Below are 21,980 nucleotides of genomic sequence, written 5' to 3' on the forward strand. Positions count from 1 at the left end.
TAATACCGGAAGCATTTCTTTAACCTTGCAACACATTGGCGGAATAAGGAATCTCCTCACATTTTTCACCCCCTTCCGCATCAAAATCAGTCTTTAGCTGTTTTTTCTCTTCTTCGAGTAGTTGTTTAACAATGATATTTGCAACCACATCGATAGCAGCTTGCGGATTAGGATGAGGAACTGTAATTACGGTTACACGCGCTTTTAACTTAGCCATGCTGTCTCCTCATTACACCGAATGTGCAATAGCCATTCCCTTGACAATGGCCGTGTAGATTTCCTTGAGACGCTTGTTCTGCTTTCTATCACGACGAGGTTGTCCACTTGATCTCCTCCTTTTATCAGTGCTTAATTTATCTAACTTTTGTAGTCATATCGACTGCATCAAATTCAAAAAAAATTTCATCAATTGGGTGTTCGAGGATATCTGATATCTTTTTGGCAGTTTCAATGTCAATTTTTCTCTTCCCTGTTTCAAGTTGGTTATATCCACTGGCATATTTATAACCGAGTAGCTTAGCCATCTCTTCTTGAGAAAAACCCGCTTTTTTGCGTAACTTTCTTAAGTTTTGCAACACATCAATCACCTCCTTAGCAGTCATTTTGTGAACCACCAATTAAATAATATACTCATTCCGTGTATCCGTCAATAAAAAATAGTCATTTTGACTACGTAATAAAAAACTATTTTCATGTTCACAAATTGTGTATATAATGTGGTCAGGAAGGTGGTTGATTATGGTTGCCTTTGGAGAAAGAATAAGAGAGTTAAGAGAAGAGAAAGGTCTAAGCCAAGAAGAGCTTGGGAAAATACTTAAAGTAGCGAAATCTACTATTTCTCAGTATGAGTTGGGGAAACGCAATCCAGATCCCGAAACATTAGATAACTTGGCTAATATCTTAGATTGCAGTGTAGATTACCTACTTGGTCGCACAGATGAACGCCGTCCAGCAGAAAAAGTCATCGAGGAAGCCATATCCGATGACGCGGAATTGCTTGAATTTTTCCAAGACCTAAAGCAGAGAGATGACCTTCAATTACTTTTCAAACAAGTTAAACCTCTTTCGCAGAACACAATCAAAAGAATAATTAAATACATAAAAATGGTTGAAGATGAAGAGTCGCAGGAATAATAAAACCCGCCATCCAGCAGAAGGATAGCGGGTTATTTATCAAGGGAGGAGAAAATGACTTTTGACGAGCTTTGTGGCATAGTTCGCGAAAGGATTGAGACAGATTCTTATGCAGCGCTAAATATATATTCCCATGTTGTACCTTTAGGAGGTGAGGTCCTGGCGTTTGTGTATCGATCAAAGAAAAATAATTTTCATATTTTTGTAAATGAATCGCTATCTATTGAAATACAAAGGAAAGTGTTTATCCATGAACTTTATCACATCACTTTTGATATGCCGGAAGTAGGCTATATTCTTGGGGTGGACAAGCAGAGAAGCCCAATGGAAAAAGAGGCGGATATATTTTCAAGAAAAATCGATTTAAAAGGCAGGGAATATTATGTTTTTTAAACTTAAAAAAGTTACATGGGTATTTCTTATTTTGATAATTATTATAAATACAATACCTATTAATACCGTCGGAGCTTCATTGGAAAAAGTATTGCTTAAAAAAGTAATGGATACTGACTATAAGGCTATTATTGTTCGTTCTAATGGAGAAATGTATTTAATTGAATATGGCGTTGGGGTTATATCACTATGGTTATACGAAGGAAGATATATACATATATATTCCCCCGGAATATTTGCAGGAGTTGGTTCAAAAATTATGCTGTTAGACAAGGATCGGGAAGCACGTATTTGGAATAGCGAATACATAGGTCAAGAAAGTAGTAATAATTCTTCAATAACAACAACGCCGAATAGTTCAATACCCCAAGGGGAAAACGCGCTCGATATTATCAGGGAAAGAGAAGAAGAAAAAAAGCAACCCTCCGAAATATTAGTAATTATTAATGGAGAACTGATCGATTTTAGAAATAAACCCATTATAGAAAACAATCGGCTTCTGGTTCCTTTTAGAGAAATTGGAACTGCTCTTGGGGCCAAAATATATTGGGATGATTCGACAAGAACCGTTTCTTTAGAATTGGGAGAAAAACGAGTTGTACTTTTTATTGATTCAAAATCTGCGCTTGTAGACGGCAAACTGGTAATGATGGACGTTCCAGCAAGAATTATAAATAATGCAACATATATTCCCCTAAGATTTGTTGGCGAATCGCTTGGCGTTAGCGTTAATTGGAACCCAGATTTAAGGAGAGTTGCAATAAGCAAATAAATTTATTCGGAGGATACAATGCTTAAAGCAGTAGCCTACGCCAGATATAGCTCAGAAAACCAAAGAGAAGAATCTATATCGGCCCAAATATCCGCTATTCAAAACTATTGTTTGCAAAAAGGCTATACCCTTGTTGATACATATATCGATGAAGCAAAAACAGCCACCACGGACAGGCGGCCAGCTTTTCAGAAAATGGTCCAAGATAGCGCCAAGGGGCTTTTCAATATTATCGTCGTCCATAAACGGGATAGAATATTCCGGGACAGGTATGATGCTGCCTTTTACAAACGACAATTAAAGAAAAACGGGGTAATAATAGAAAGCGTTCTTGAATACCTGGACGATTCCCCAGAGTCCATAATCCTTGAATCTGTTCTGGATGGCATGGCCGAATATTATTCAAAAAACTTGGCCAGGGAGGTTAGGAAAGGGATGCTGGAAAACGCCAAAGCTGGTATCCATGTTGGCGGCCGCCCTCCGTATGGATTGCGGGTAAATCCAGAGACCCAAAAATATGAAATCGATCCGGATAGATATCGGGCAGTACAAATATATTTTGAAAGCGTAGCAAAGGGAATAAGTTTGAATAAAATCGCTCAAATATTGAATGAACTAGGATACCGCACACAAGAAGGAAGGAAATTTACTAAAAACAGCTTTGATGGTTGGGCGAATAACCGCAAGTATATTGGAGAATATACCTGGGATGTATCATCTTCTAAAAATGAAGATAACAGAAGGAATAATCATAAAAATAAGCCGTCAGAAGAATGGATAGTTATCCCCGGAGCTATCCCGCCTATAATTTCCAAGGAACTGTTCGAAAAAGTTAATGAAATGATGAAAGAAAGGAGACATAAAGGGGCAAAGATGAAAGCGAAAGTTAATTATTTGTTGAGCGGGAAAGTATACTGTGGACACTGTGAAAAGCCATACAACGGATGTGCTTTTAAAAGCAAAGACAATTATTATACTTATTACGCCTGTAACGGAAAATGCGGCAACAGGAAAATCCAAAAAGAATATCTCGAGGAGCTGGTAATAAAAAATCTCATCGAGACATGCTTTGCGCCAGAAGCCATGCGCGATATCGCCCAAAGAGTCCAAGAACTATATCAGGAAAAATACAATAATATCGAAAATGAACTAAAACCGATAAAAAAAGAACTAGATAATCTAAACAAACAGATTGATGCCTGGACCTATAATTTGGGCAAGGGAATTGACAATGTGCTGCTTCCCAAAATCCAGGAAGCCATCAACAGGAAAGAAGCCCTTGAATATGAACTGAAGAAAGCCTTAATAGTCAAGGCAATGCCGGAAATAGATGAAATGAAAATTATTGAAGTAATGGAAAATAAAAAAGACCTGCTCTTCTCCGATAATGACGAAGATAGAAAGCAGATCATTCAAGAATTTGTTGACAAAGTTATTGTGAAACATTCAGATGGTGGCGAATTTGACATCACCTTGAATGTTAGGGTTTTTAATGGTGGAGGTGAGGGGAGTTGAACCCCTGTCCGAAGGACCGACCACAAGAGCTTCTACGAGCGTAGTTTGTGTTTTAAATCTCGCCTTTGGGACTCCCACAAACAGGATGCCCGCCGGCCAGTCCCATTAGTTTCCCCCCGGGTTATGAGACTCTGGCCCGGAAGTAGCCTGCTAAAATGACCCCTTAGCCCTCACCGCAGGCACAGAAGGTAAGAGGTTAGACTGCAATTAAGCAGCTAAAGCGTAATTTTCGTTAGCGTTTACTTTTTGTGCATTGTTTTTACGAGCTAATGCGACCTCGGCTCGCTTCTCCTGCCACCGCTTCCCCCGTCGAAACCAGTACACCCCCAAAAAAATTATCAGTTGTTAGTTACTAGTTGCTAGTTCCTAGTATCATAATATTTCAATTGGGTATACAGGATAACATAACGATTACAAATTTTTACTAGTAACTAATAACTAGGAACTAATAACTGTTTTTATCCTTTCCCCGCAAGGCCCTATCCATTTCCCGCCGGGCGTCCTTCTCGGCAATAGCATCGCGCTTGTCGTGAAGTTTCTTACCTTTAGCCAGGGCAATCTCTACCTTGGCCCGGCCGCGTTTGAAGTAGACCTTGAGAGGAACCAGGGTTAAACCCTGCTGCATCACTTTGCCGAAAAGGCGGTTGATTTCACCTTTGTGGAGAAGGAGTTTTCTCGCCCTGAGGGGATCCACATTAAAGCGGTTTCCCTGCTCATAAGGGCTGATGTGCATATTGAATAAGAACATCTCGCCGTTTTCTACTCGGGCATAGCTGTCTTTGAGATTAGCTTTCCCGGCACGTAGCGATTTTACTTCCGTACCGGTTAAAGCAATACCAGCCTCATAAGTTTCTTCAATAAAGTAGTCGTGGCGAGCTTTGCGGTTTTCGGTAACGACTTTTACGGCTGCATCTGCCATTCTTCTTCTCCCCTGGTAACTTTTTACGTTTTCCGATATCCGATTTTGACCTCCGAGAATCATTGGGGCTGATTGTGAGGTCTACAACTGTTATTTGATTAGATTACCAAGAAACCCTGGCTTGTTTCCTAGAAAACAGTCAGGGTTTTGATTATACCACATGATACAACTCAACGCAATAATCATTTTACCTGCTACCTTTAATTATACCAGCTTTCCCTTTGGCGTCAAGCAGGCGGGATTTCCGGGAGAAGGCCGGCTCTTCTTCCGGGGCAATTTCAAAATCAATATTGCGTTCAGGGATATTTACCCGCGTCAGAACAACCTTCACCGGATCACCAATCTTGTAAACCTTTCTCGTGTGTTCTCCCACCAGCATGAGGTTTTTCTCCACAAACTGGTAATAGTCATCGTTTAACGTAGACACATGAACCAGCCCTTCTACGGAATTAGGGAGCTCTACAAAGAAACCGAATGAAGTGACTCCACTAATGTATCCGTCAAAGGTCTCCCCAACATAGTTTTTCATAAACTCCACTTTCTTGAGGTCTACAGATTCCCGCTCCGCATCTTCCGCAATCCTTTCCCGGAGAGAAGACTGCTCGGCATATTCGGCCATTAGCTGGGCTAGTTTTTTATGCCTGGTACTGGAAAGGTGCCCATGAGCCTGGATTTCACGGATAACCCGGTGGATGGCCAGGTCAGGATAGCGCCGGATAGGAGAGGTGAAGTGAGAGTAATATTCGGCGGCCAGGCCAAAATGACCCAGGGCATCGGGAGCATAACGGGCATGTTTCATGGAGCGGAGCATCACCGTATTCACAGCCCTTTCTTCCGGTCTCCCTTCTACCCTCTCCACTACCTGTTGAAAAGCACGGGGGCTGACTTCCCCACGGTTATTGTTTTTGATATGGTAGCCAAAAGCACCTAAAAATTCATTAAGCTCAGTAATATCGTCTAAATCAGGTTCCTCATGGACCCGGTAGAGGAAAGGGACTTCCAGCCAGTAATAGTGTTCCGCCACTGTTTCATTGGCGGCAATCATAAACTCCTCAATAATCATTTCGGCAATGGAGCGCTCTCTTTTAATGATTTCTACAGGTTTACCCCGTTCATCAAGCTTTACCTTGCTTTCAGGGAAATCAAAATCGATAGCGCCCCTGCGCAGGCGCTTATTGCGTAAAATATGGCAGAGGTCACGCATGGTTTCAAAGATGGGCACATATTCGTAATATCTTTCCAAAAGACAAGGATCCTGCTCTTCCAGGATTCTGCGCACATTAGTATAGGTCATACGTTCTTTGACCCGAATCACGGACTGGCAAATCTCGTGACTGACAACCTCACCCTGATGGTTAATTTCCATGAAACAGGTCATGGCCAAACGGTCTTCATTGGCGTTGAGGCTGCAGATACCGTTGGAAAGCCGGGGTGGCAGCATAGGTATGACACGGTCAACCAGATATACACTGGTCCCCCGTTTTAGTGCTTCCTGGTCCAGCACACTTCCTTCTTTTACATAGTAACCCACATCGGCAATATGCACCCCTAAATAGTAATTCCCATTGGGCAATATCTCCAGGGTAACGGCATCATCTAAATCCTTGGCATCCTCGCCGTCGATGGTCACCATGGGCAGATGACGAAGATCGCGCCGCCCTTTAATTTCTTCTTGGGCAATGGTCAACGGTACTTTTTCCGCCGCGGCCAGAACTTCCTCAGGGAAAGCCTCAGGAAGCTGGTATTTACGAACTATGGATAAAATATCGGTTCCCGGGTCATTTTTATGCCCTAAAACTTCTATTACTTTTCCTTCAGGATTACGTCGGGGCTCGGGCCATCTGGTAATCTGGACCACCACTTTGTCACCGTCACGGGCATCTGCTGTCTCGTTTTTGGGAATAAAGATGTCCATGCCCAGGCGCTTATCATCAGGAACCACAAAACCGAAATACTTGCTGCTTTCAAAGGTACCCACCACCTGTTCATTGGCCCGCTGCAGGATCCGGATAACTTCCCCTTCTCTTTTTCGTCCGTCTTCGAGATGACGGTGAAGACGCACAATGACACGGTCATTGTGCATAGCACCCTGGAGGTCTTCATTTTTAATAAAGACATCCTGTTCCAGGGGGTTATCAGGAATGAGAAAAGCAAAACCCTTAGCATGACCCTGGATCCGCCCCACACTGAGGTTCATCCTTTGGGGAATCCCGTAACGCCCTTTACGGTTAAGTATAATCTCGCCTTTTTCCTCCATGGCTTTCAACATAGCGCTAAATTCAGCCACTTCAGTAATTTCCAGCTGCATGATCAACTCATCGGCAGTCATGGGTTTATAAGAGTTGTGCCACATGTATTCAAGCAATTCTTCTCTGGTAATCATCGTTTCAATCTCCTTAATGCAAAAAATGGATAGATATTTATATACTACCCATTTTTAAGTAAAATACCAAATGCCGATCTTATTATAACCCCAGTTCTTTATGAATACCTTTCATGGCTTCCAGGCCAATGGCAATAAATTCTTCAAGGCTTAAACCCAATTCAGAACACGACGCAATTTGTTCCCGATTGGCGCCGCGGGCAAAAGACTTTTCGTAAAAACGGTTGACAAGAAAATTAACATCAATAGGCGCAAGTTTCTTCTCGGGATGAATTAATGCTCCCGCTACAATAAGGCCGGTTAAAGGATCCGTAGCATATAAAGCTTTGTCCATGAGGGTTGTCCGGGGCAGATCGTGATACTCGTTGTGACATTTCACGGCGTAAACTACATTTTCCGGGAAACCCAATCTCTCCAAAATTTCTCCTCCTACCAGGCTGTGGCGGGCCGGATCGTCTTTTGTCTCATCATAATCAATATCATGCATAAGTCCAGCCATTCTAAAGGCTGCTTCATCTTCGCCAAAATGCTTGGCCAGGGCGCCCATGACTGCTTCTGTCGCATACATGTGCTTTAAAAGGTTCTTATTGGAAATGTACTGGCCTAACACTTGCAATGCCTCTTCACGCTTCATCATTGTTGCAATTTCCCTCCAAATTTAGTTGTTAGTTGGTAGTTGTTAGTATTGTTCTACGCTTCCCGTTTCCCGAATCCCGCTTCCCGATGCAAACGTTAAATTCGGGTAACGGGCAACGGGTAGCGGGTGGCGATAAACTTCGCTGGATGCGTCTGCTGTTCACGGGACACGGTTCACTGTTCACGTTTGCTGTGGATGGCCTGTGGGGGAAGATTGCTCCTGGATGATCACGAATCTTCCCTGGGCTTCCGCTACTACTTTTCCGTCAGATAAAAGGGCCCGGGCTTCCGTATCAACCAAATTCCTTTTTCTGTTTACAATCCAGGCTTCAAAGGTAACAGGAGTATGTAAGGGAATACTCTCCCGGAAACGAACTTCCAAACGTGCTGTCACTGCAATATATCCGAGAACATTGATGCAGCGGGACATAACCTCGTCCAGGATTGTACTGGTAATACCGCCGTGCATGATACCGGGATAGCCCTGGTGCACTTCTCCAGGGACAAAAGTCGTCTTAATGTTTGTCCCATCGTAAGTAAATTTTAATTTAAGTCCATGGGGATTATGTTCCCCACAGCCAAAGCAGTAATGATCATATGACAGCTCCATTAATGTACCTCCATATTCCCGGCGATTTTTTGGATAAACTTTTCCACGGCCTGGAAAACCTGTTCTCTTTCCTGGCCTAAAGTTATCACATGCCCTGATTTCTCCAGCCAGATAAGTTCTTTATCGTCACTACTCAGGTTGTCATATATATATTGAGCGCTTCTAGGGTTAACGGTGCCATCCTTCCATGATTGCATAATCAAAGCCGGGGCCTTGATCTGGGACAACTCCTTTTTGACCATGCGTATGAGAGCCAGCAAGGAAACCAGGGGCTTAACCGGAGTTGTGGTGTAGTAGAAGTGCCCTTCTTCAAGTTCCTTTCGCCACTGTTCGACGGCAACGGGTTTACCGTGGTATTTATAAATAAACTGCAAGAGCGGTGCCAGATAAGCTTTCCGGTTGCCGATAAATATGGGAGAGCTTAAGGCGACAAGCCCCGGTACCCCATGTTGAGCCGCCAGGTGAAGAGACAAAATCCCCCCCATGGATAGACCAATGGGAATAACAGGGGAATATATCGCTTTCAGTCTCAGGTACTCATCTTCTACAGCCCGGTACCACTGAGGCCAGGCTGTTTTCTCCATATCCTCCGGCGATGTACCGTGTCCCGGCAGAAGTATACAAGACACGCCATAACCCTTCCCCTTGAGGTATTCTCCCAGGACCCGCATATCCGAAGGCGATCCGGTGAAGCCATGCACCAAAAGACACATGGCCTTTTTTCCGTCATAAAAGAAGGGTTGGGCATTACGGTGGACAATGGCCATAGTGTACCTCCTAGCCTAGATCTCGATGGACTTTTTTCAGCATCTCACGAATAGGCAAGTTATAGGGGCAGCGGGTTTCACACAAACCGCAGTCTTCACAGGCATTGGCTTTCACGCCCAGGGATTGGTAACGTTCCCGTGCCCAGTCAGGCAACCCATACCGTTCATAGTAGCCATGTAAAATGAAATAAGTAGGCATATCGAGATTTTGTGGACATGGTTTACAATATTCGCAGCGGCGGCAGAAACGTTCCCCTATTTCCTTTGCTTCCTTGATAAGATACTCAAGTTCTTCCGGAGAAAGGGGGATTTTTTCGGTAGCTAGCCCAACATTGAGCTCCACCTGTTCCAGGGAATCCACTCCCGGTATGATGGCGCTGACATTTTGCTGTAATAGGAAACGCAAGGCCAATTGGGGTTTCGTAAAAGCGCCGCCGGCCAGAGGCTTCATAACAATAATGCCCATTTTCATTTCCCGCGCTAAAGGAAAAAGTTCTTCTTCCGCTGCACGTTCGATGAAATTAAAAGGAAACTGGACCGTGGCAAACTTACCTGTTTTTACCCCTGCCACCACAACGGGGGCTCTATGGCCGGTAATTCCAAGATGACCGATTTTCCCTGCTTTTTTAGCATCATCCAGGGCTTCCATGGCACCCCCGGGGGCCAGTATTTTATCCAGGTCTTCCTGGGATTTCACATTATGACACTGGTAGAGGTCAATATAGTCAACGCCAAATTCTCGAAGGCTTTTATCAATATCCGCTGTCATTTGCTCATAGGTACGGGCCATGGTTTTGGTGGCGAGAATTACTTTATCTCTTTTTCCTTTAACGGCTTGTCCTATCTTGTTTTCACTGTCCGTATAACCACGAGCCGAATCAAAAAAGTTAATACCTCTCTCTATGGCCGCCGTAATTATTTCCTTGGCTTCTTCCCGGGAGACCCTTTGAATGGGGATGCCCCCAAAGCCCATTAAGGAAACCTTTAAGCCTGTTTTCCCTAACGGACGATATTCCATAGCTTCTACCTCCTATTACCAGCTGCACTTCTTTTTATTATATACCAAAGCGCGGGAGTTGGCGAGCCAACCAGTTGTTAGTTGGTAGTTGTTAGTTGGCAGTGATCCGTGACCGATGACCGGGGACCGGAATCGGTGACCCGTGACCTGTGACCAGTGAATTAACCGGACACCGGACACTGGGCTCCGGTCACTTACACAGGTGCCGGACACCGGACACTGGGCTCCGGTCACCAATAAATCGGATGTCGGATATCGGAAGTCGTATGACAAAACAAAAGCCCGACTCCGTTGAGAGCCAGGCTCTTTATTTTACATAAACAATGGTGCAAAGACCAGAGAAACAATGGTCATCAGCTTGATCAAGATGTTGATGGAAGGTCCGGAGGTATCTTTGAAGGGGTCACCTACGGTATCACCGGAAACGGCTGCAGCGTGGGCTTGAGAACCCTTGCCGCCATAGTTGCCGGCTTCAATATACTTCTTGGCGTTATCCCAGGCACCGCCGGCATTAGCCATCATGATGGCTAAGAGGAAACCCGATACGAGGGCACCGGCCAAGAGTCCACCCAAAGCTTCTTTACCCAAACCGGGCATGAGACCAACAAAGATAGGCGCAATAACGGCCAATAAGCCGGGAAGAATCATTTCTCTTAAAGCAGCACCCGTACTAATCCGCACACAGTTAGCATAGTCGGGTTTGGCTTTGCCTTCCATGAGGCCAGGGATAGTCTTAAATTGTCTTCTTACCTCTTCAATCATGTCAAAGGCGGCTCGTCCAACGGCTTGCATGGTCATAGCGGAGAAGAGGTAAGGAAGCATGCCGCCGATAAAGAGACCGGCTACCACAGCAGGATTTAAGAGGTCGATGTTGGTGATACCGGCAGCTGTTGTGTAAGCTGAGAAAAGAGCTAAAGCGGTTAAGGCGGCAGAACCGATGGCAAAACCTTTACCGATAGCAGCGGTAGTGTTACCTACGGCATCTAAAGCATCCGTAATCTTTCTTACTTTGGGATCCAGATGAGACATCTCGGCGATACCACCGGCATTGTCGGCAATAGGACCATAAGCGTCTACGGCCACAACCATTCCTGTGGTAGACAGCATGCCCACTGCTGCCAGGGCGATACCGTACAGACCGGCGAACTTAAAGGCGATTAAGATAGCTATAACAGTAACAATAACGGGAGCTGCTGTACTTACCATACCAATGGCGATACCGGCAATGATGTTAGTAGCCGTACCCGTCTGGGAAGCCTTGGCAATTTCTTTAACGGGATTAAAGTCACCGGAAGTATAGTATTCTGTAATCTTACCGATAGATACACCGGCAATCAGACCGGCTACGGTAGCGATAAAGACGCCCATACCGGTAACTTTACCAGTGGCAGGTAAAAGATTAGTGGTCAGGAAGTAAGTAGCGATAACGGATAAGATGCTAGCCACCAGGGTACCCATGCTCAAAGCTTTAGCGGCATTGGCTCCTTCATCAGTCTTGACAAAGAAGGTACCGATAATAGAAGCCAAAATGCCGGCAGCAGCAATTAATAAGGGAAGAATGATACCATTTCGTCCTAAACCTAAGGATACAGCCAGAGCCATACCTGCAATGATCGAACCAACATAAGATTCAAAGAGGTCAGCACCCATGCCGGCCACGTCACCCACGTTGTCACCGACGTTGTCAGCGATAACGGCGGGGTTCCGGGGATCGTCTTCTGGGATTCCCGCTTCTACCTTACCTACCAGGTCAGCCCCTACGTCAGCGGCTTTTGTATAAATACCACCGCCCACACGGCCGAAAAGGGCGATAGAGCTGGCCCCCAGGGCAAAACCGTTTACCACGTTGGGGTTATCAAATAAAAAGGTAACAATACCTAAACCAACGAGTCCAAGTCCAACCACGGACATACCCATAACAGCCCCGCCGGAGAAAGCAATGCCTAAGGCCTTGTTAGCACTTTCCTGAGCGGCATTGGCTGTCCGGACATTGGCTTTGGTAGCCACGTTCATACCGATATAACCGGCCAAGACAGAACAGATTGCACCGATAACAAAAGCAACAGCGGTTTCAGGCTGCAGGCTTTCCGCCCCATGGGTCATAATCCCGGCTACAAAGATGACTGCGGCTAAAGCGGCCACGAACACTACCAGGGTTTTATACTCCCGGAATAAAAAAGCCATGGCACCTTCATGTATAGCATGGGCGATTTCTTCCATTGTCTTATTACCAGCACTCACACTGTTAATGCGGTTTGCCAGATAGAAGGCAAAAAAAAGCGCAACCACCCCTGCCAGAGGTGCCCAAAATGTAAAGTTCATTACTTTCCTTCCTCCTTAAAATCTCTCTCTAAATTAAAACAGGGAAATTAATAAAGTTAACAGCATAAAGGCAATAGCTGAGATTGTTGACAATTTGCTCAACAGTTCATCTAGGCCTTTCTTCTTACCACCTAGCAAAGTTTCAGCGCCACCGGCAATAGACCCTGACAGACCGGCGCTCTTACCGGATTGCAGTAAGACAGTAGCTATAACGCCGATGGATGCTAGCACTTGAAGAGCGATAATAACTGTTTTCATCAGGACACCCCCTCCACAAATCAACATTGATATTTTATCACATAGCGAAACGCTAGACAACGTTGTTTTCCCTAACGTTCACCGTTAACCGTCTCACGTTAACCGTTTATAATGAATAAATTTCCTGTATTATCTATTGTATCCAAATTACATGTTTTAATAAAAGCAATAAAAAAAACATAGAGCAGTATTATACTGCCCTATGAGTCGGTTAAAGGTTAACGTTTCTCAAATTATAGAGCGCGCTGCGTCCTCTGAAAATAGCGGCTTCGTCCAGTTCTTCCTCAATACGGAGAAGCTGGTTGTATTTCGCTACCCTGTCGGTACGGGATGGGGCACCGGTCTTGATTTGGCCCGCATTCACGGCTACGGCCAGGTCGGCAATGGTCACATCTTCCGTCTCCCCTGAGCGGTGGGAGATAATGGCGGTATATCCTGCCTTTTTAGCCATTTCAATGGTATTGAGGGTTTCCGTAATGGTACCGATCTGGTTCACCTTCACCAATATACTATTGGCTACACCCATGCTAATTCCCTTGGCCAGCTTTTCGGTATTAGTGACAAAGAGGTCGTCGCCTACTATTTGGATTTTCTTGCCCAGGGTATCGGTCATCATCTTCCAGCCATCCCAGTCATCTTCTGATAAACCGTCTTCAATAGAGATGATAGGATATTTTTTCACCAAATTGCTGTAATACTCCACCATCTGGGCGGAAGTCATACTCAATCCTTCTCCCGCCAGGTGGTATGCGCCGTCTTTAAACAGTTCCGTAGCAGCCACATCCAGGGCCAAGAACACATCTTCACCGGGCTTATAACCGGCTTTATGGATGGCCTCAACAATTACCTCCAGGGCTTCCTCGTTGGAACTGAGGTTAGGTGCAAAGCCTCCTTCATCGCCTACAGCAGTGTTATAGCCTTTCTTCTTTAACACGCTTTTCAAATTATGGAACACTTCCGTCCCCATGCGCAGGGCTTCGGCAAAGGATCCCGCCCCCATGGGTACAACCATGAATTCCTGGATATCCACGTTGTTATCGGCATGTTTGCCGCCGTTAAGAATGTTCATAAGGGGAACGGGCAGTTCTTTGGCATTGGCCCCGCCAATGTAGCGGTATAAGGGTAATCCCACAAAGTTTGCTGCTGCTTTAGCCACGGCCATGGATACACCCAGGACAGCATTGGCGCCCAGTTTGCCTTTATTAGGCGTGCCGTCCAGTTCTAAGAGTATCTGGTCAATACCCACCTGATCCAAGGCATCGACTTCCATCAAGGCAGGTGCAATAATGGTATTCACGTTGGTTACGGCCTTCATGACCCCTTTGCCCAGGAAACGTCCCTGGTCGTCATCTCTTAGTTCCACGGCTTCGTAAGCGCCGGTGGAAGCGCCGGAAGGTACGGCAGCACGGCCAAAAGACCCGTCCTCCAGGGTAACATCGACTTCCACCGTGGGATTGCCCCGGGAATCCAGGATTTCTCTAGCATAAATATCAACGATAATGCTCATGGGTATTCCTCCTTGTTAAGTTACTAGTTACTAGTTGCTAGTTATTAGTGGGTAGTTGGTAGAGACGGATGCCCCCGTTTACTGACATCCGACAACAGATTTTAACATCTTCCTAGCAGATTTTTTTGTACACTCCTCGGATATCGGATAACGGAAAGCGGATATCGGAAATCGTATAAAATATCGGAAGTCGGAAAGCGGAAATCGTTAACGTACAATGAGACTCTCCCCCGTCATTTCGGGGGGTTTGGGTAGTCCCATCAGGTCTAAGATGGTAGGAGCCACATCTTTCAGGGCTCCGTGGCGTAATTTCAGGTTTTCCGTGCCTTTCCCCACCAAGATTACGGGTACCATATTGGAAGTATGGGAAGTAAGGGGCTGGTTTGTTAACTTATCTTCCATCTGTTCCGCATTACCATGGTCGGCAGTGATAAGGATTGCTCCACCCTTGTCCACAATGGGTCCAATAATCATGTCCAGGCAGTAGTCAACAGTTTCAATAGCTTTTATTCCTGCCTCTAGCTGTCCGGTATGACCAACCATATCCGGATTAGCATAGTTTAAGACAATTAAATCATATTCCTTTTCGTGTATTCTTTCCAGGACTTTTTCCGAAATCTCACATGCGCTCATTTCCGGCTTCAGGTTATATGTGGCTACTTTAGGTGAGGGAATGAGAATCCGTTCCTCCCCGGGATAAGCTTCCTCTATTCCACCGTTGAAGAAGAAAGTTACATGGGCATATTTTTCCGTCTCGGCGATTCTTAACTGCTGGAGCCCCGCTTTACTCACGACCTCTCCCAGGGTATTGGCCAGATCCTGAGGCGGATAGGCCACCGGGGCATTGATGGTTATATCATACTGGGTAAAACAAACATAATGGAGATTCAGGTAACCACAGGGGCGGGCAAAAGGTTCAAACACCTCATCAGTGAAAGCATGGGAAATCTCCCGGGCCCGGTCGGCACGGAAATTATACATAATCATCACATCGCCGGCCTTTACCCTGCCTACAGGTTCGCCTTTATCATCGACGATCACTGTAGGTTCCACAAATTCGTCGGTAATCTTCAAGCTGTAGGCCTTCTCAACAGCTTCCAGGGCCAGACAGGCCTTAATGCCTTCTCCTGCCACCATGGCGCGGTAAGCTTTTTCCACACGCTCCCAGCGGTTATCCCGGTCCATGGTGTAATAGCGCCCACTGACAGTGGCAATCTTCCCTAGATTTAATTCCTGCATCTTCTTCTCCAGGGCTACAATATATTCCTTAGCATTGGCCGGCAGTACATCCCTGCCGTCTAAAATAGCATGAACGTATACCTCTTCTACACCCTGGGCTTTGGCCATATCCAGCAAAGCAAAAAGATGATCGATATGGCTGTGCACCCCTCCGTCAGAAAGGAGGCCCATCAAGTGAAGGGCTTTATTCCTTTCCCTTGCCGTCTCCATAGCCTCTTTAAGAACAGGGTTATGGGCTAATTCCCCCTGGCGGATGGCCCGGTTAATCCGTGTCAGTTCCTGGTAGACTACGCGCCCGGCGCCAATATTCAAGTGACCCACTTCGGAATTACCCATCTGGCCTTCCGGTAAACCTACAGCCTCACCTGAAGTTTCTAAAACAGCGCTGGGGTATTTATCAATCAATCTGTTATAACAGGGTTTATTGGCCAAAGCAATGGCATTACCTACCTGGCAGTCGGAAATGCCCCACCCGTCTAATATTACTAACATTACTGGTTTATATGGCATGCTGTCACTCCTATCTTACTGCCCCCTGGACAATGCTGAAGAAGGATTCAACCTCTAAACTGGCCCCGCCCACTAAGACTCCGTCAATATTTTTTTGTTTCATGAGTTCCTTAATATTATCGGGCTTTACACTACCCCCGTATTGAATCCTGATTTGCTCTGCCGTCTCCAGGCCATACTGCCAGGCCAGGAAATCCCGGATAAAGGCAATGGTTTTTTCAGCATCTTCCGGGCTGGCATTGACACCGGTGCCAATAGCCCAAATAGGTTCATAGGCGATAACCAGTTTGCTTACGTCCTCTTTTTCCAGGTCTGCCAAACAGCCTAAAAGCTGGTTCCCGCAAATTGTCTCCGTTTGACCTTCTTTTCTTTCTTTTAAGGTTTCCCCTACACACAGGATGGGAGTAAGACCATGTTTGAGGGCAGATTTAATTTTTTCATTAATAAATTTGTTATCCTCTTGTAAGATTTGTCTCCGTTCGGAATGTCCGAGAATAACATAACTGCAGCCTAAATCTTTGAGCATCAGGGGAGAGATTTCCCCCGTAAAGGCACCCTGGTCTCTCGGATAAAGATTCTGGGCTCCCAGTTTTAAGCCTGTACCGCGCAAGGCTTCACCCACAACCTGTAAGGCAGTAAAAGGAGGACAAATTACCACGTCTACCTGTTGATAAAGGTCTTGCTCTGCGGGAAACTGAGCGGCAAAGTTCTCAGCTTCCCGCAGGGTTTTATGCATTTTCCAGTTTGCCGCAATGATTGGTTTACGCATAGTATCCTCCTTACTTATCCTGAAGGGCAGCTACACCCGGCAGTACCTTCCCTTCCAAGAACTCCAGTGAGGCGCCGCCGCCAGTGGAAATGTGATAGATCCGTTCCGCCACACCAGCCTTTTCCACTGCAGCTACCACGTCACCGCCGCCAATAATGGTTTTTCCTTTAGCCGAAGCTACAGCAGCAGCTATCTGGTTAGTCCCGACAGCAAATTTCTCGAATTCATAAACCCCCAGGGGACCATTCCAAACCACTGTCTGGGCTTTTTGGATAGTATGGGCAAATTTCTGGATGGTGGCAGGACCAATGTCCAGGGCCATCCACTCTTCGGGTATTTCATTGACAGGAACAACCTTAGCCTGGGCATCAGCGGCAAATTTGTCAGCTACCACCATGTCCTGGGGAAGAATGATTTCTACACCCAGCCCGGCAGCCTTTTTCAAGATTTGGGCGGCCACATCCAGTTTATCTGTTTCTACCAGGGATTTACCCATGGCATAACCCTGGGCTTTGAGGAAGGTATTGGCCATCCCGCCGCCTACCAGGAGATAGTTGACCTTATCAAGGAGATTTTCCATCACCGCAATTTTATCGGAAACTTTGGCTCCTCCTAAAATGGCCACAAAGGGTTTAGCCGGATTATGTAAGGCTTCCGACAGCGCTTTAAGTTCCTTTTCCATGAGAAACCCTGCTACTGCCGGCAAGAAGTGAGCCACGCCTTCCGTGGATGAATGGGCTCGGTGGGCTGTACCAAAGGCATCATTGACATAAACATCGGCCAGCTGGGCCAGTGTTCTGGCTAATTCGGGATCGTTTTTCTCTTCCCCGGCATAAAAGCGCACATTTTCCAGGAGCAGTACCTGCCCTGAGTTCATTCTCTCCACGGCATTGACGGATTCAGGACCTCCGCAGTCGGCAGCATATAAAACCTCTTCACCTAAAAGGGAGGATAAATGCTTGACGATAGGGGCTACACCCATTTCCGGCACCACCTTTCCTTTAGGCCTGCCCACATGGGTGACCAGGATAGTTTTTGCCCCTTTTTCCTTTAAATATTTGATTGTAGGTAAAGCTTCGGTGATCCGGGTATCATCGGTAATTTTGCCATCCTGCAGGGGAACGTTAAAGTCCACACGGACCAGTACCCTTTTACCGGTTACATCAATATCCCTGATGGTTTTTTTATTCATCCTAACAATCCTCCTCAAAAAAATAACGAGTGACGAGTGGATAAAATAGGTAACAGTGACCGGTGCCCCGTGACCAGAATCAGTGACCAGTGACCGGTAATTAACTGGACTCCGGTCACCGGGCTCCGGTCACCCATATAGATACTGGACTCGCGACATTGGACTCCGGTCACTTAATACTCGATACTCGATACTTTGCCAGTTTATTAGAGTTTTTTGCCCATTAAAGCAGCCAGGTCGACCACTCTGCAGGAATAACCCCACTCGTTATCATACCAGGCCACCACTTTCACCATATTACCTTCGATAACCATGGTGGAGAGGCCATCAACAATGGAGGAGTGACTGTCCCCATTGTAATCTCTGGATACCAGGGGCTCATCGGAATAAGCCAGAATACCTTTGAGGGGCCCTTCTGCCGCTTCCTTGAGGCTGGCGTTTACTTCTTCCACAGTGACATTTTGTCCCAGTTCCGCTACCAGGTCTACTACGGAAACATTGGGTGTAGGAACCCTCATAGCAAAACCGTTGAGTTTACCTTTCAACTCGGGAAGAACCAAGGCTACGGCTTTAGCTGCACCGGTAGTGGTAGGTATAATGGAAAGTCCTGCAGCCCTGGCTCTTCTCAAGTCTTTATGGGGGAGGTCGAGGATTTGCTGGTCATTGGTGTAGGAGTGAACTGTAGTCATCATCCCACGCTTTACAGTGTACTTATCGTGGAGAACCTTAACAACAGGAGCAAGACAGTTAGTAGTACAAGAAGCATTGGAAACAACATGATGTTCGGCAGGATTATATTTGTCTTCATTAACACCGATAACGATAGTGATATCTTCACCTTTGGCTGGTGCGGAAATAATTACCTTTTTCGCACCGGCTTGCAGGTGGGCTTTAGCCTTTTCTCCATCAGTAAAACGTCCTGTGGATTCTACGACAATGTCCACGCCTAATTGGCCCCAGGGGAGCTGGGCAGGGTCTTTTTCCGCCAGGACTTTAATTTCCAGGCCGTCAACGATAATACTGTCCCCTTTAGCTTCCACCTTACCGGGGAATCTGCCGTGGACCGAGTCGTACTGCAGCAAATGAGCCAATGTCTTTGCATCGGTTAAATCATTGACTGCCACAATTTCGATGTCCTTATTTCCCAGTGCGGCGCGAAAAACATTGCGCCCAATACGTCCAAAACCATTAATTCCTACTTTTACCATTTTCCTTCCTCCTCTATCCTTAGTTGATAGTTGTTTTTGGTAACCGGTAACCTGTGACCGGAAACTGTGAACTATGGAACATGAACAGTGAACCGTAAACAGCAGACGATATCCGCTATCCGACTTCCGAAGTCCAATGAAAACCACTAGTAACTAGCAACTAGTAACTAGTAACTAAACTGCTGAGAACTGGGAACCAGCCTCTGCCAGGCGCTGCTGCATGGCTTCAGCGGCACCCTGATCAGTAATTAAGACATCAATAAAACCGCGTTTGACAACAGCCATTATGGCTTGGGCCTTACTCTTACCACCGGCCACCGCCATCACCATATTTAACTTCACCAGGTCCTCCAATTTAGGACCAACGGTAGGCGTAACCCCTACCACAGAGCCGTCTTCGGCAAAATAATAGCCAAAAGCTTCACCCACAGGTAACCGGGGAGCTTGCCGTAAAAATTCCTGCCAGTCTATCCCCCTGCGCTGGGCCATTTCTTCGGGAACACCGATCCCATGGATTAGAAGATTAGCACCTTTATTCAAGGAGATAATCTCCTGTACCCGCACATCAGTTAAAAGGTTTTCCATCTTATCACCATGCAAGTTATCGGGTACATGGAGCAGCCTGTAGGAAGCACCTAACCTTTGGGCTATCCCAGCCGCAATAGTATTGGCCTGGATTTCTACCTGTTCACCCAAACCACCCCGGGCAGGGACCACCAGAACCCTGTTCTTCCCAGGCACCATCGGGGGTATATGATGGGCCACCTCAGACATTGTTGTCCCTCCAGTTACAGCAATGACCCAGTCATCCTGCACTACATCGCGGATAAAACGTCCGGCAAGTTTACCCAGCTCTTTAAGAACTTTAGGATCCTGGTCAATATCACCGGGCACAATATGTACCCTGTCTAATCCCATTTTTTCGGCCAGGTATACTTCCAGGGGAATTAAGCCACGTAATTTATGTACCAGGGAAGCCAACTCCGGGATCAACAGCTCACATTCCGGGGTTAAACGAACACCCGCTGCATCAGATAAGAGAAGCTGCTGCCCTTTGAGAAAATCTATTTCACCCCGAACAACTCTTTCCCCCAGCGACAGCTGTTCCGCTAAAAGACGGCGTCCTACAGGCTGGGCATAACTTATGGTTCGAAGTATATTATACCTTCTTTCCAGTAAATCTATAATTTCCGGAGTGAATCTCTTCAGAATATCTATCAAATCGCTCAAGAAAATCTCCCCTTGGCAGGGACTATTTGTGTCCCGCCGTATCATTCAGGGTCCCGGTGCGGAATTAAAATAACTGGGGATTATCCCCAGTTATACTTTAACAAAAATTTCATGCACTGACAAGAGTTTTTGTTGACAGAGTTTTGTTGATTATGAAATATTTTATAATTCCTACTTAGTACCTTTTACGCTGGCCCGCACTGGGAATACTTAATTCCTCCCGGTACTTTGTTACCGTTCGGCGGGCAATTTTTACACCACGCTCTTGGAGGATGTCAGCTATTTTTTGATCACTGTAAGGCCTGGTGATATCCTCTTCCTTAATAATGTCGGAGATAATACTCTTAATACTTTCGGAGGAAGCACATTCCCCCTTATTGGTATTAAGGCCAGAAGAAAAGAAAAATTTAAATTCAAAAATTCCCTGGGGGGTCTGCATATATTTATTGGCGGTAGCCCTGCTGACAGTGGATTCATGGACCCCGACTTCTTCCGCTATTTGTTTCAGGGTAAGTGGCCGTAAATATTTGACCCCTCTATCAAAAAATTCCCTTTGCATTGTGACGATAGCCCGGCTGACGAGATAGATGGTCATTCGTCTTTGTTCAATACTACGAATCAACCATAAAGCCTGGTTCAGTTTCCCTTCTACAAAATTACGGGTATCTTCATCGACTTTACTGTTTTTATGCAAGATAGAGGTATAGGTTTGGTTAATGGTAAGGCGAGGAATATTCGTGTCGTTCACCAGGATAATATACTCGTCCTCCACCCGTTGTACTAAAACATCGGGCACGATATAGCGAATTTCTTCCTCTCCCCCGAAAGAAGCCCCCGGTTTGGGATTTAAGCTCTTGATCATATCAGCCAGTTCTTGTGCTCTTCCCACAGTAATATCGAGGGCCTGGGCAATACGCTGGAGCTTGCCGGCACCAATATCTTCCAGATGATTCTGCACCAACCGGGTTAATTCCTCATTCAAAAGACCTTTTTGTTTGAGCTGCAGGAGAAGACATTCCCGGAGGTCACGGGCGCCCACACCTGGTGGGTCCAGGCTTTGTACCAGATGAAGAATCTTTTCAATCTCAGAAACTTTTTTCCGTAAATCCCGGGCAGCCTGTTCCAAAGTAACGGCCAGGTAACCGGTAGTATCAATATTGCCAATCAGGTAGCGCGCCATTGCCTCTTCACTTGATTTTAACCGGATTAACCCTAATTGAGAGAGAAGATACTCCTGCAAACTCACCCCACGGGTTACCATATTTTCAAAGGTAAATTCCTGTTTGGCCTCCACAGCCATAGGGCGTTCCGGCAGGTTTCTCATTTCTTCAATATAATCTTCCCAGTCGACCTCGCTAGATTTTTTCTCTTTTGGTTCGGGAAAATTATAGTCTTCTTCCCGGGCTTCAATGAGAGGATTTTCTAAAATGATCTGATTGACGTAGTCAGTTAATTCTAAAGAAGACAGTTGGAGAATTTTGATAGCCTGGCGCAGTTCAGGTGTCATAATCAATTTTTGGGTCTGTTCAAGGTTCAAACCAAAGCCCAAACTCATCCTCCTACCTCCTTTCCAGAACCACCTTAACATTTTTTAAAAT

21 protein-coding genes and 1 other RNA gene are annotated in these 21,980 nt (G+C 45.8%); 4 read left to right on the forward strand and 18 right to left on the reverse strand.

The window, feature by feature from the left end:
• Positions 1–19: 19 nt before the first annotated feature.
• Together BR63_RS11355 and BR63_RS11360 are read right to left on the reverse strand one after the other, a co-directional pair.
• Entirely contained in the window at positions 20–217 is a 198-nt protein-coding gene (locus BR63_RS11355; protein ID WP_034420286.1) for a hypothetical protein, read from the reverse strand.
• Positions 218–353: 136 nt separating this feature from the next.
• Positions 354–602, reverse strand: a complete 249-nt coding sequence (locus tag BR63_RS11360; RefSeq protein WP_034420287.1) for a helix-turn-helix transcriptional regulator — start codon at positions 600–602, stop codon at positions 354–356.
• Positions 603–738: 136 nt separating this feature from the next.
• Here BR63_RS11360 and BR63_RS11365 point away from each other — a divergent pair, with 136 nt between their 5' ends.
• Genes BR63_RS11365 through BR63_RS11380 form a run of 4 tightly spaced genes read left to right on the forward strand, consistent with a single transcriptional unit; the run spans position 739 to position 3,814 of the window.
• Entirely contained in the window at positions 739–1,134 is a 396-nt protein-coding gene (locus tag BR63_RS11365) for a helix-turn-helix domain-containing protein (RefSeq protein ID WP_034420289.1), read from the forward strand.
• 54 nt (positions 1,135–1,188) lie between these two features.
• The gene (locus BR63_RS11370) at positions 1,189–1,527 is read left to right on the forward strand and encodes an ImmA/IrrE family metallo-endopeptidase (protein WP_051965428.1); all 339 of its coding nucleotides are present in this window, start codon (positions 1,189–1,191) and stop codon (positions 1,525–1,527) included.
• Positions 1,517–2,299, forward strand: a complete 783-nt coding sequence (locus BR63_RS11375) for a copper amine oxidase N-terminal domain-containing protein (RefSeq protein WP_051965429.1) — start codon at positions 1,517–1,519, stop codon at positions 2,297–2,299. The genes BR63_RS11370 and BR63_RS11375 overlap by 11 nt, the downstream gene beginning before the upstream one ends.
• A gap of 18 nt (positions 2,300–2,317) precedes the next feature.
• On the forward strand, positions 2,318–3,814 hold the full coding sequence (locus tag BR63_RS11380; protein ID WP_051965430.1) for a recombinase family protein: 1,497 nt from the start codon (positions 2,318–2,320) through the stop codon (positions 3,812–3,814).
• Here the strand turns inward: BR63_RS11380 and ssrA are convergent.
• The 16 genes from ssrA to rpoN form a co-directional block, all read right to left on the reverse strand.
• Positions 3,793–4,142, reverse strand: a transfer-messenger RNA (tmRNA) gene (ssrA, locus tag BR63_RS11385). The two genes, BR63_RS11380 and ssrA, sit on opposite strands and share 22 nt — an antisense overlap.
• Positions 4,143–4,259: 117 nt before the next feature.
• Positions 4,260–4,733 carry an SsrA-binding protein SmpB gene (smpB, locus tag BR63_RS11390; protein ID WP_034420290.1) on the reverse strand — a complete coding sequence of 158 codons (474 nt, stop codon included), beginning with the start codon at positions 4,731–4,733 and terminating at the stop codon, positions 4,260–4,262.
• A gap of 187 nt (positions 4,734–4,920) precedes the next feature.
• A complete protein-coding gene (rnr, locus tag BR63_RS11395; protein ID WP_081908015.1) occupies positions 4,921–7,116 on the reverse strand; it encodes a ribonuclease R in 2,196 nt (731 codons plus the stop codon).
• An 82-nt stretch (positions 7,117–7,198) separates the two neighbouring features.
• Positions 7,199–7,750 (reverse strand): HDIG domain-containing metalloprotein, encoded by a 552-nt coding sequence (locus BR63_RS11400; protein ID WP_034420424.1) that lies wholly within the window; start codon positions 7,748–7,750, stop codon positions 7,199–7,201.
• 183 nt (positions 7,751–7,933) lie between these two features.
• Entirely contained in the window at positions 7,934–8,362 is a 429-nt protein-coding gene (locus BR63_RS11405) for a PaaI family thioesterase (RefSeq protein ID WP_034420292.1), read from the reverse strand.
• Entirely contained in the window at positions 8,362–9,129 is a 768-nt protein-coding gene (locus BR63_RS11410) for an alpha/beta hydrolase (RefSeq protein ID WP_034420293.1), read from the reverse strand. Before BR63_RS11410 ends, BR63_RS11405 begins: the two co-directional genes overlap by 1 nt.
• Before the next feature lie 10 nt (positions 9,130–9,139).
• A complete protein-coding gene (locus BR63_RS11415; protein ID WP_034420294.1) occupies positions 9,140–10,147 on the reverse strand; it encodes an aldo/keto reductase in 1,008 nt (335 codons plus the stop codon).
• Positions 10,148–10,459: 312 nt separating this feature from the next.
• The gene (locus tag BR63_RS11420; RefSeq protein WP_034420295.1) at positions 10,460–12,469 is read right to left on the reverse strand and encodes a sodium-translocating pyrophosphatase; all 2,010 of its coding nucleotides are present in this window, start codon (positions 12,467–12,469) and stop codon (positions 10,460–10,462) included.
• A 33-nt stretch (positions 12,470–12,502) separates the two neighbouring features.
• Positions 12,503–12,730, reverse strand: coding sequence for a preprotein translocase subunit SecG (secG, locus tag BR63_RS11425; protein ID WP_034420425.1), 228 nt, complete (start codon positions 12,728–12,730; stop codon positions 12,503–12,505).
• A gap of 208 nt (positions 12,731–12,938) precedes the next feature.
• Complete coding sequence (gene eno / locus BR63_RS11430; RefSeq protein ID WP_034420297.1) at positions 12,939–14,234, reverse strand: phosphopyruvate hydratase; 1,296 nt, start codon at positions 14,232–14,234, stop codon at positions 12,939–12,941.
• A 207-nt stretch (positions 14,235–14,441) separates the two neighbouring features.
• Positions 14,442–15,983 carry a 2,3-bisphosphoglycerate-independent phosphoglycerate mutase gene (gene gpmI / locus BR63_RS11435; protein ID WP_034420299.1) on the reverse strand — a complete coding sequence of 514 codons (1,542 nt, stop codon included), beginning with the start codon at positions 15,981–15,983 and terminating at the stop codon, positions 14,442–14,444.
• A gap of 10 nt (positions 15,984–15,993) precedes the next feature.
• On the reverse strand, positions 15,994–16,752 hold the full coding sequence (gene tpiA, locus BR63_RS11440; RefSeq protein ID WP_034420300.1) for a triose-phosphate isomerase: 759 nt from the start codon (positions 16,750–16,752) through the stop codon (positions 15,994–15,996).
• A gap of 10 nt (positions 16,753–16,762) precedes the next feature.
• Complete coding sequence (locus tag BR63_RS11445) at positions 16,763–17,944, reverse strand: phosphoglycerate kinase (protein WP_034420301.1); 1,182 nt, start codon at positions 17,942–17,944, stop codon at positions 16,763–16,765.
• A gap of 206 nt (positions 17,945–18,150) precedes the next feature.
• The gene (locus BR63_RS11450; RefSeq protein ID WP_034420302.1) at positions 18,151–19,152 is read right to left on the reverse strand and encodes an ArsJ-associated glyceraldehyde-3-phosphate dehydrogenase; all 1,002 of its coding nucleotides are present in this window, start codon (positions 19,150–19,152) and stop codon (positions 18,151–18,153) included.
• A 174-nt stretch (positions 19,153–19,326) separates the two neighbouring features.
• Positions 19,327–20,382: a sugar-binding transcriptional regulator gene (locus BR63_RS11455; protein ID WP_034420303.1), complete on the reverse strand. Its 1,056-nt coding sequence runs from the start codon at positions 20,380–20,382 to the stop codon at positions 19,327–19,329.
• A 175-nt stretch (positions 20,383–20,557) separates the two neighbouring features.
• The gene (gene rpoN, locus BR63_RS11460) at positions 20,558–21,937 is read right to left on the reverse strand and encodes an RNA polymerase factor sigma-54 (RefSeq protein ID WP_034420305.1); all 1,380 of its coding nucleotides are present in this window, start codon (positions 21,935–21,937) and stop codon (positions 20,558–20,560) included.
• Positions 21,938–21,980 lie beyond the last annotated feature (43 nt).

It is taken from the genome of Thermanaerosceptrum fracticalcis (genome assembly GCF_000746025.2).
In the GTDB taxonomy this organism is placed as follows: domain Bacteria; phylum Bacillota; class Peptococcia; order DRI-13; family DRI-13; genus Thermanaerosceptrum; species Thermanaerosceptrum fracticalcis.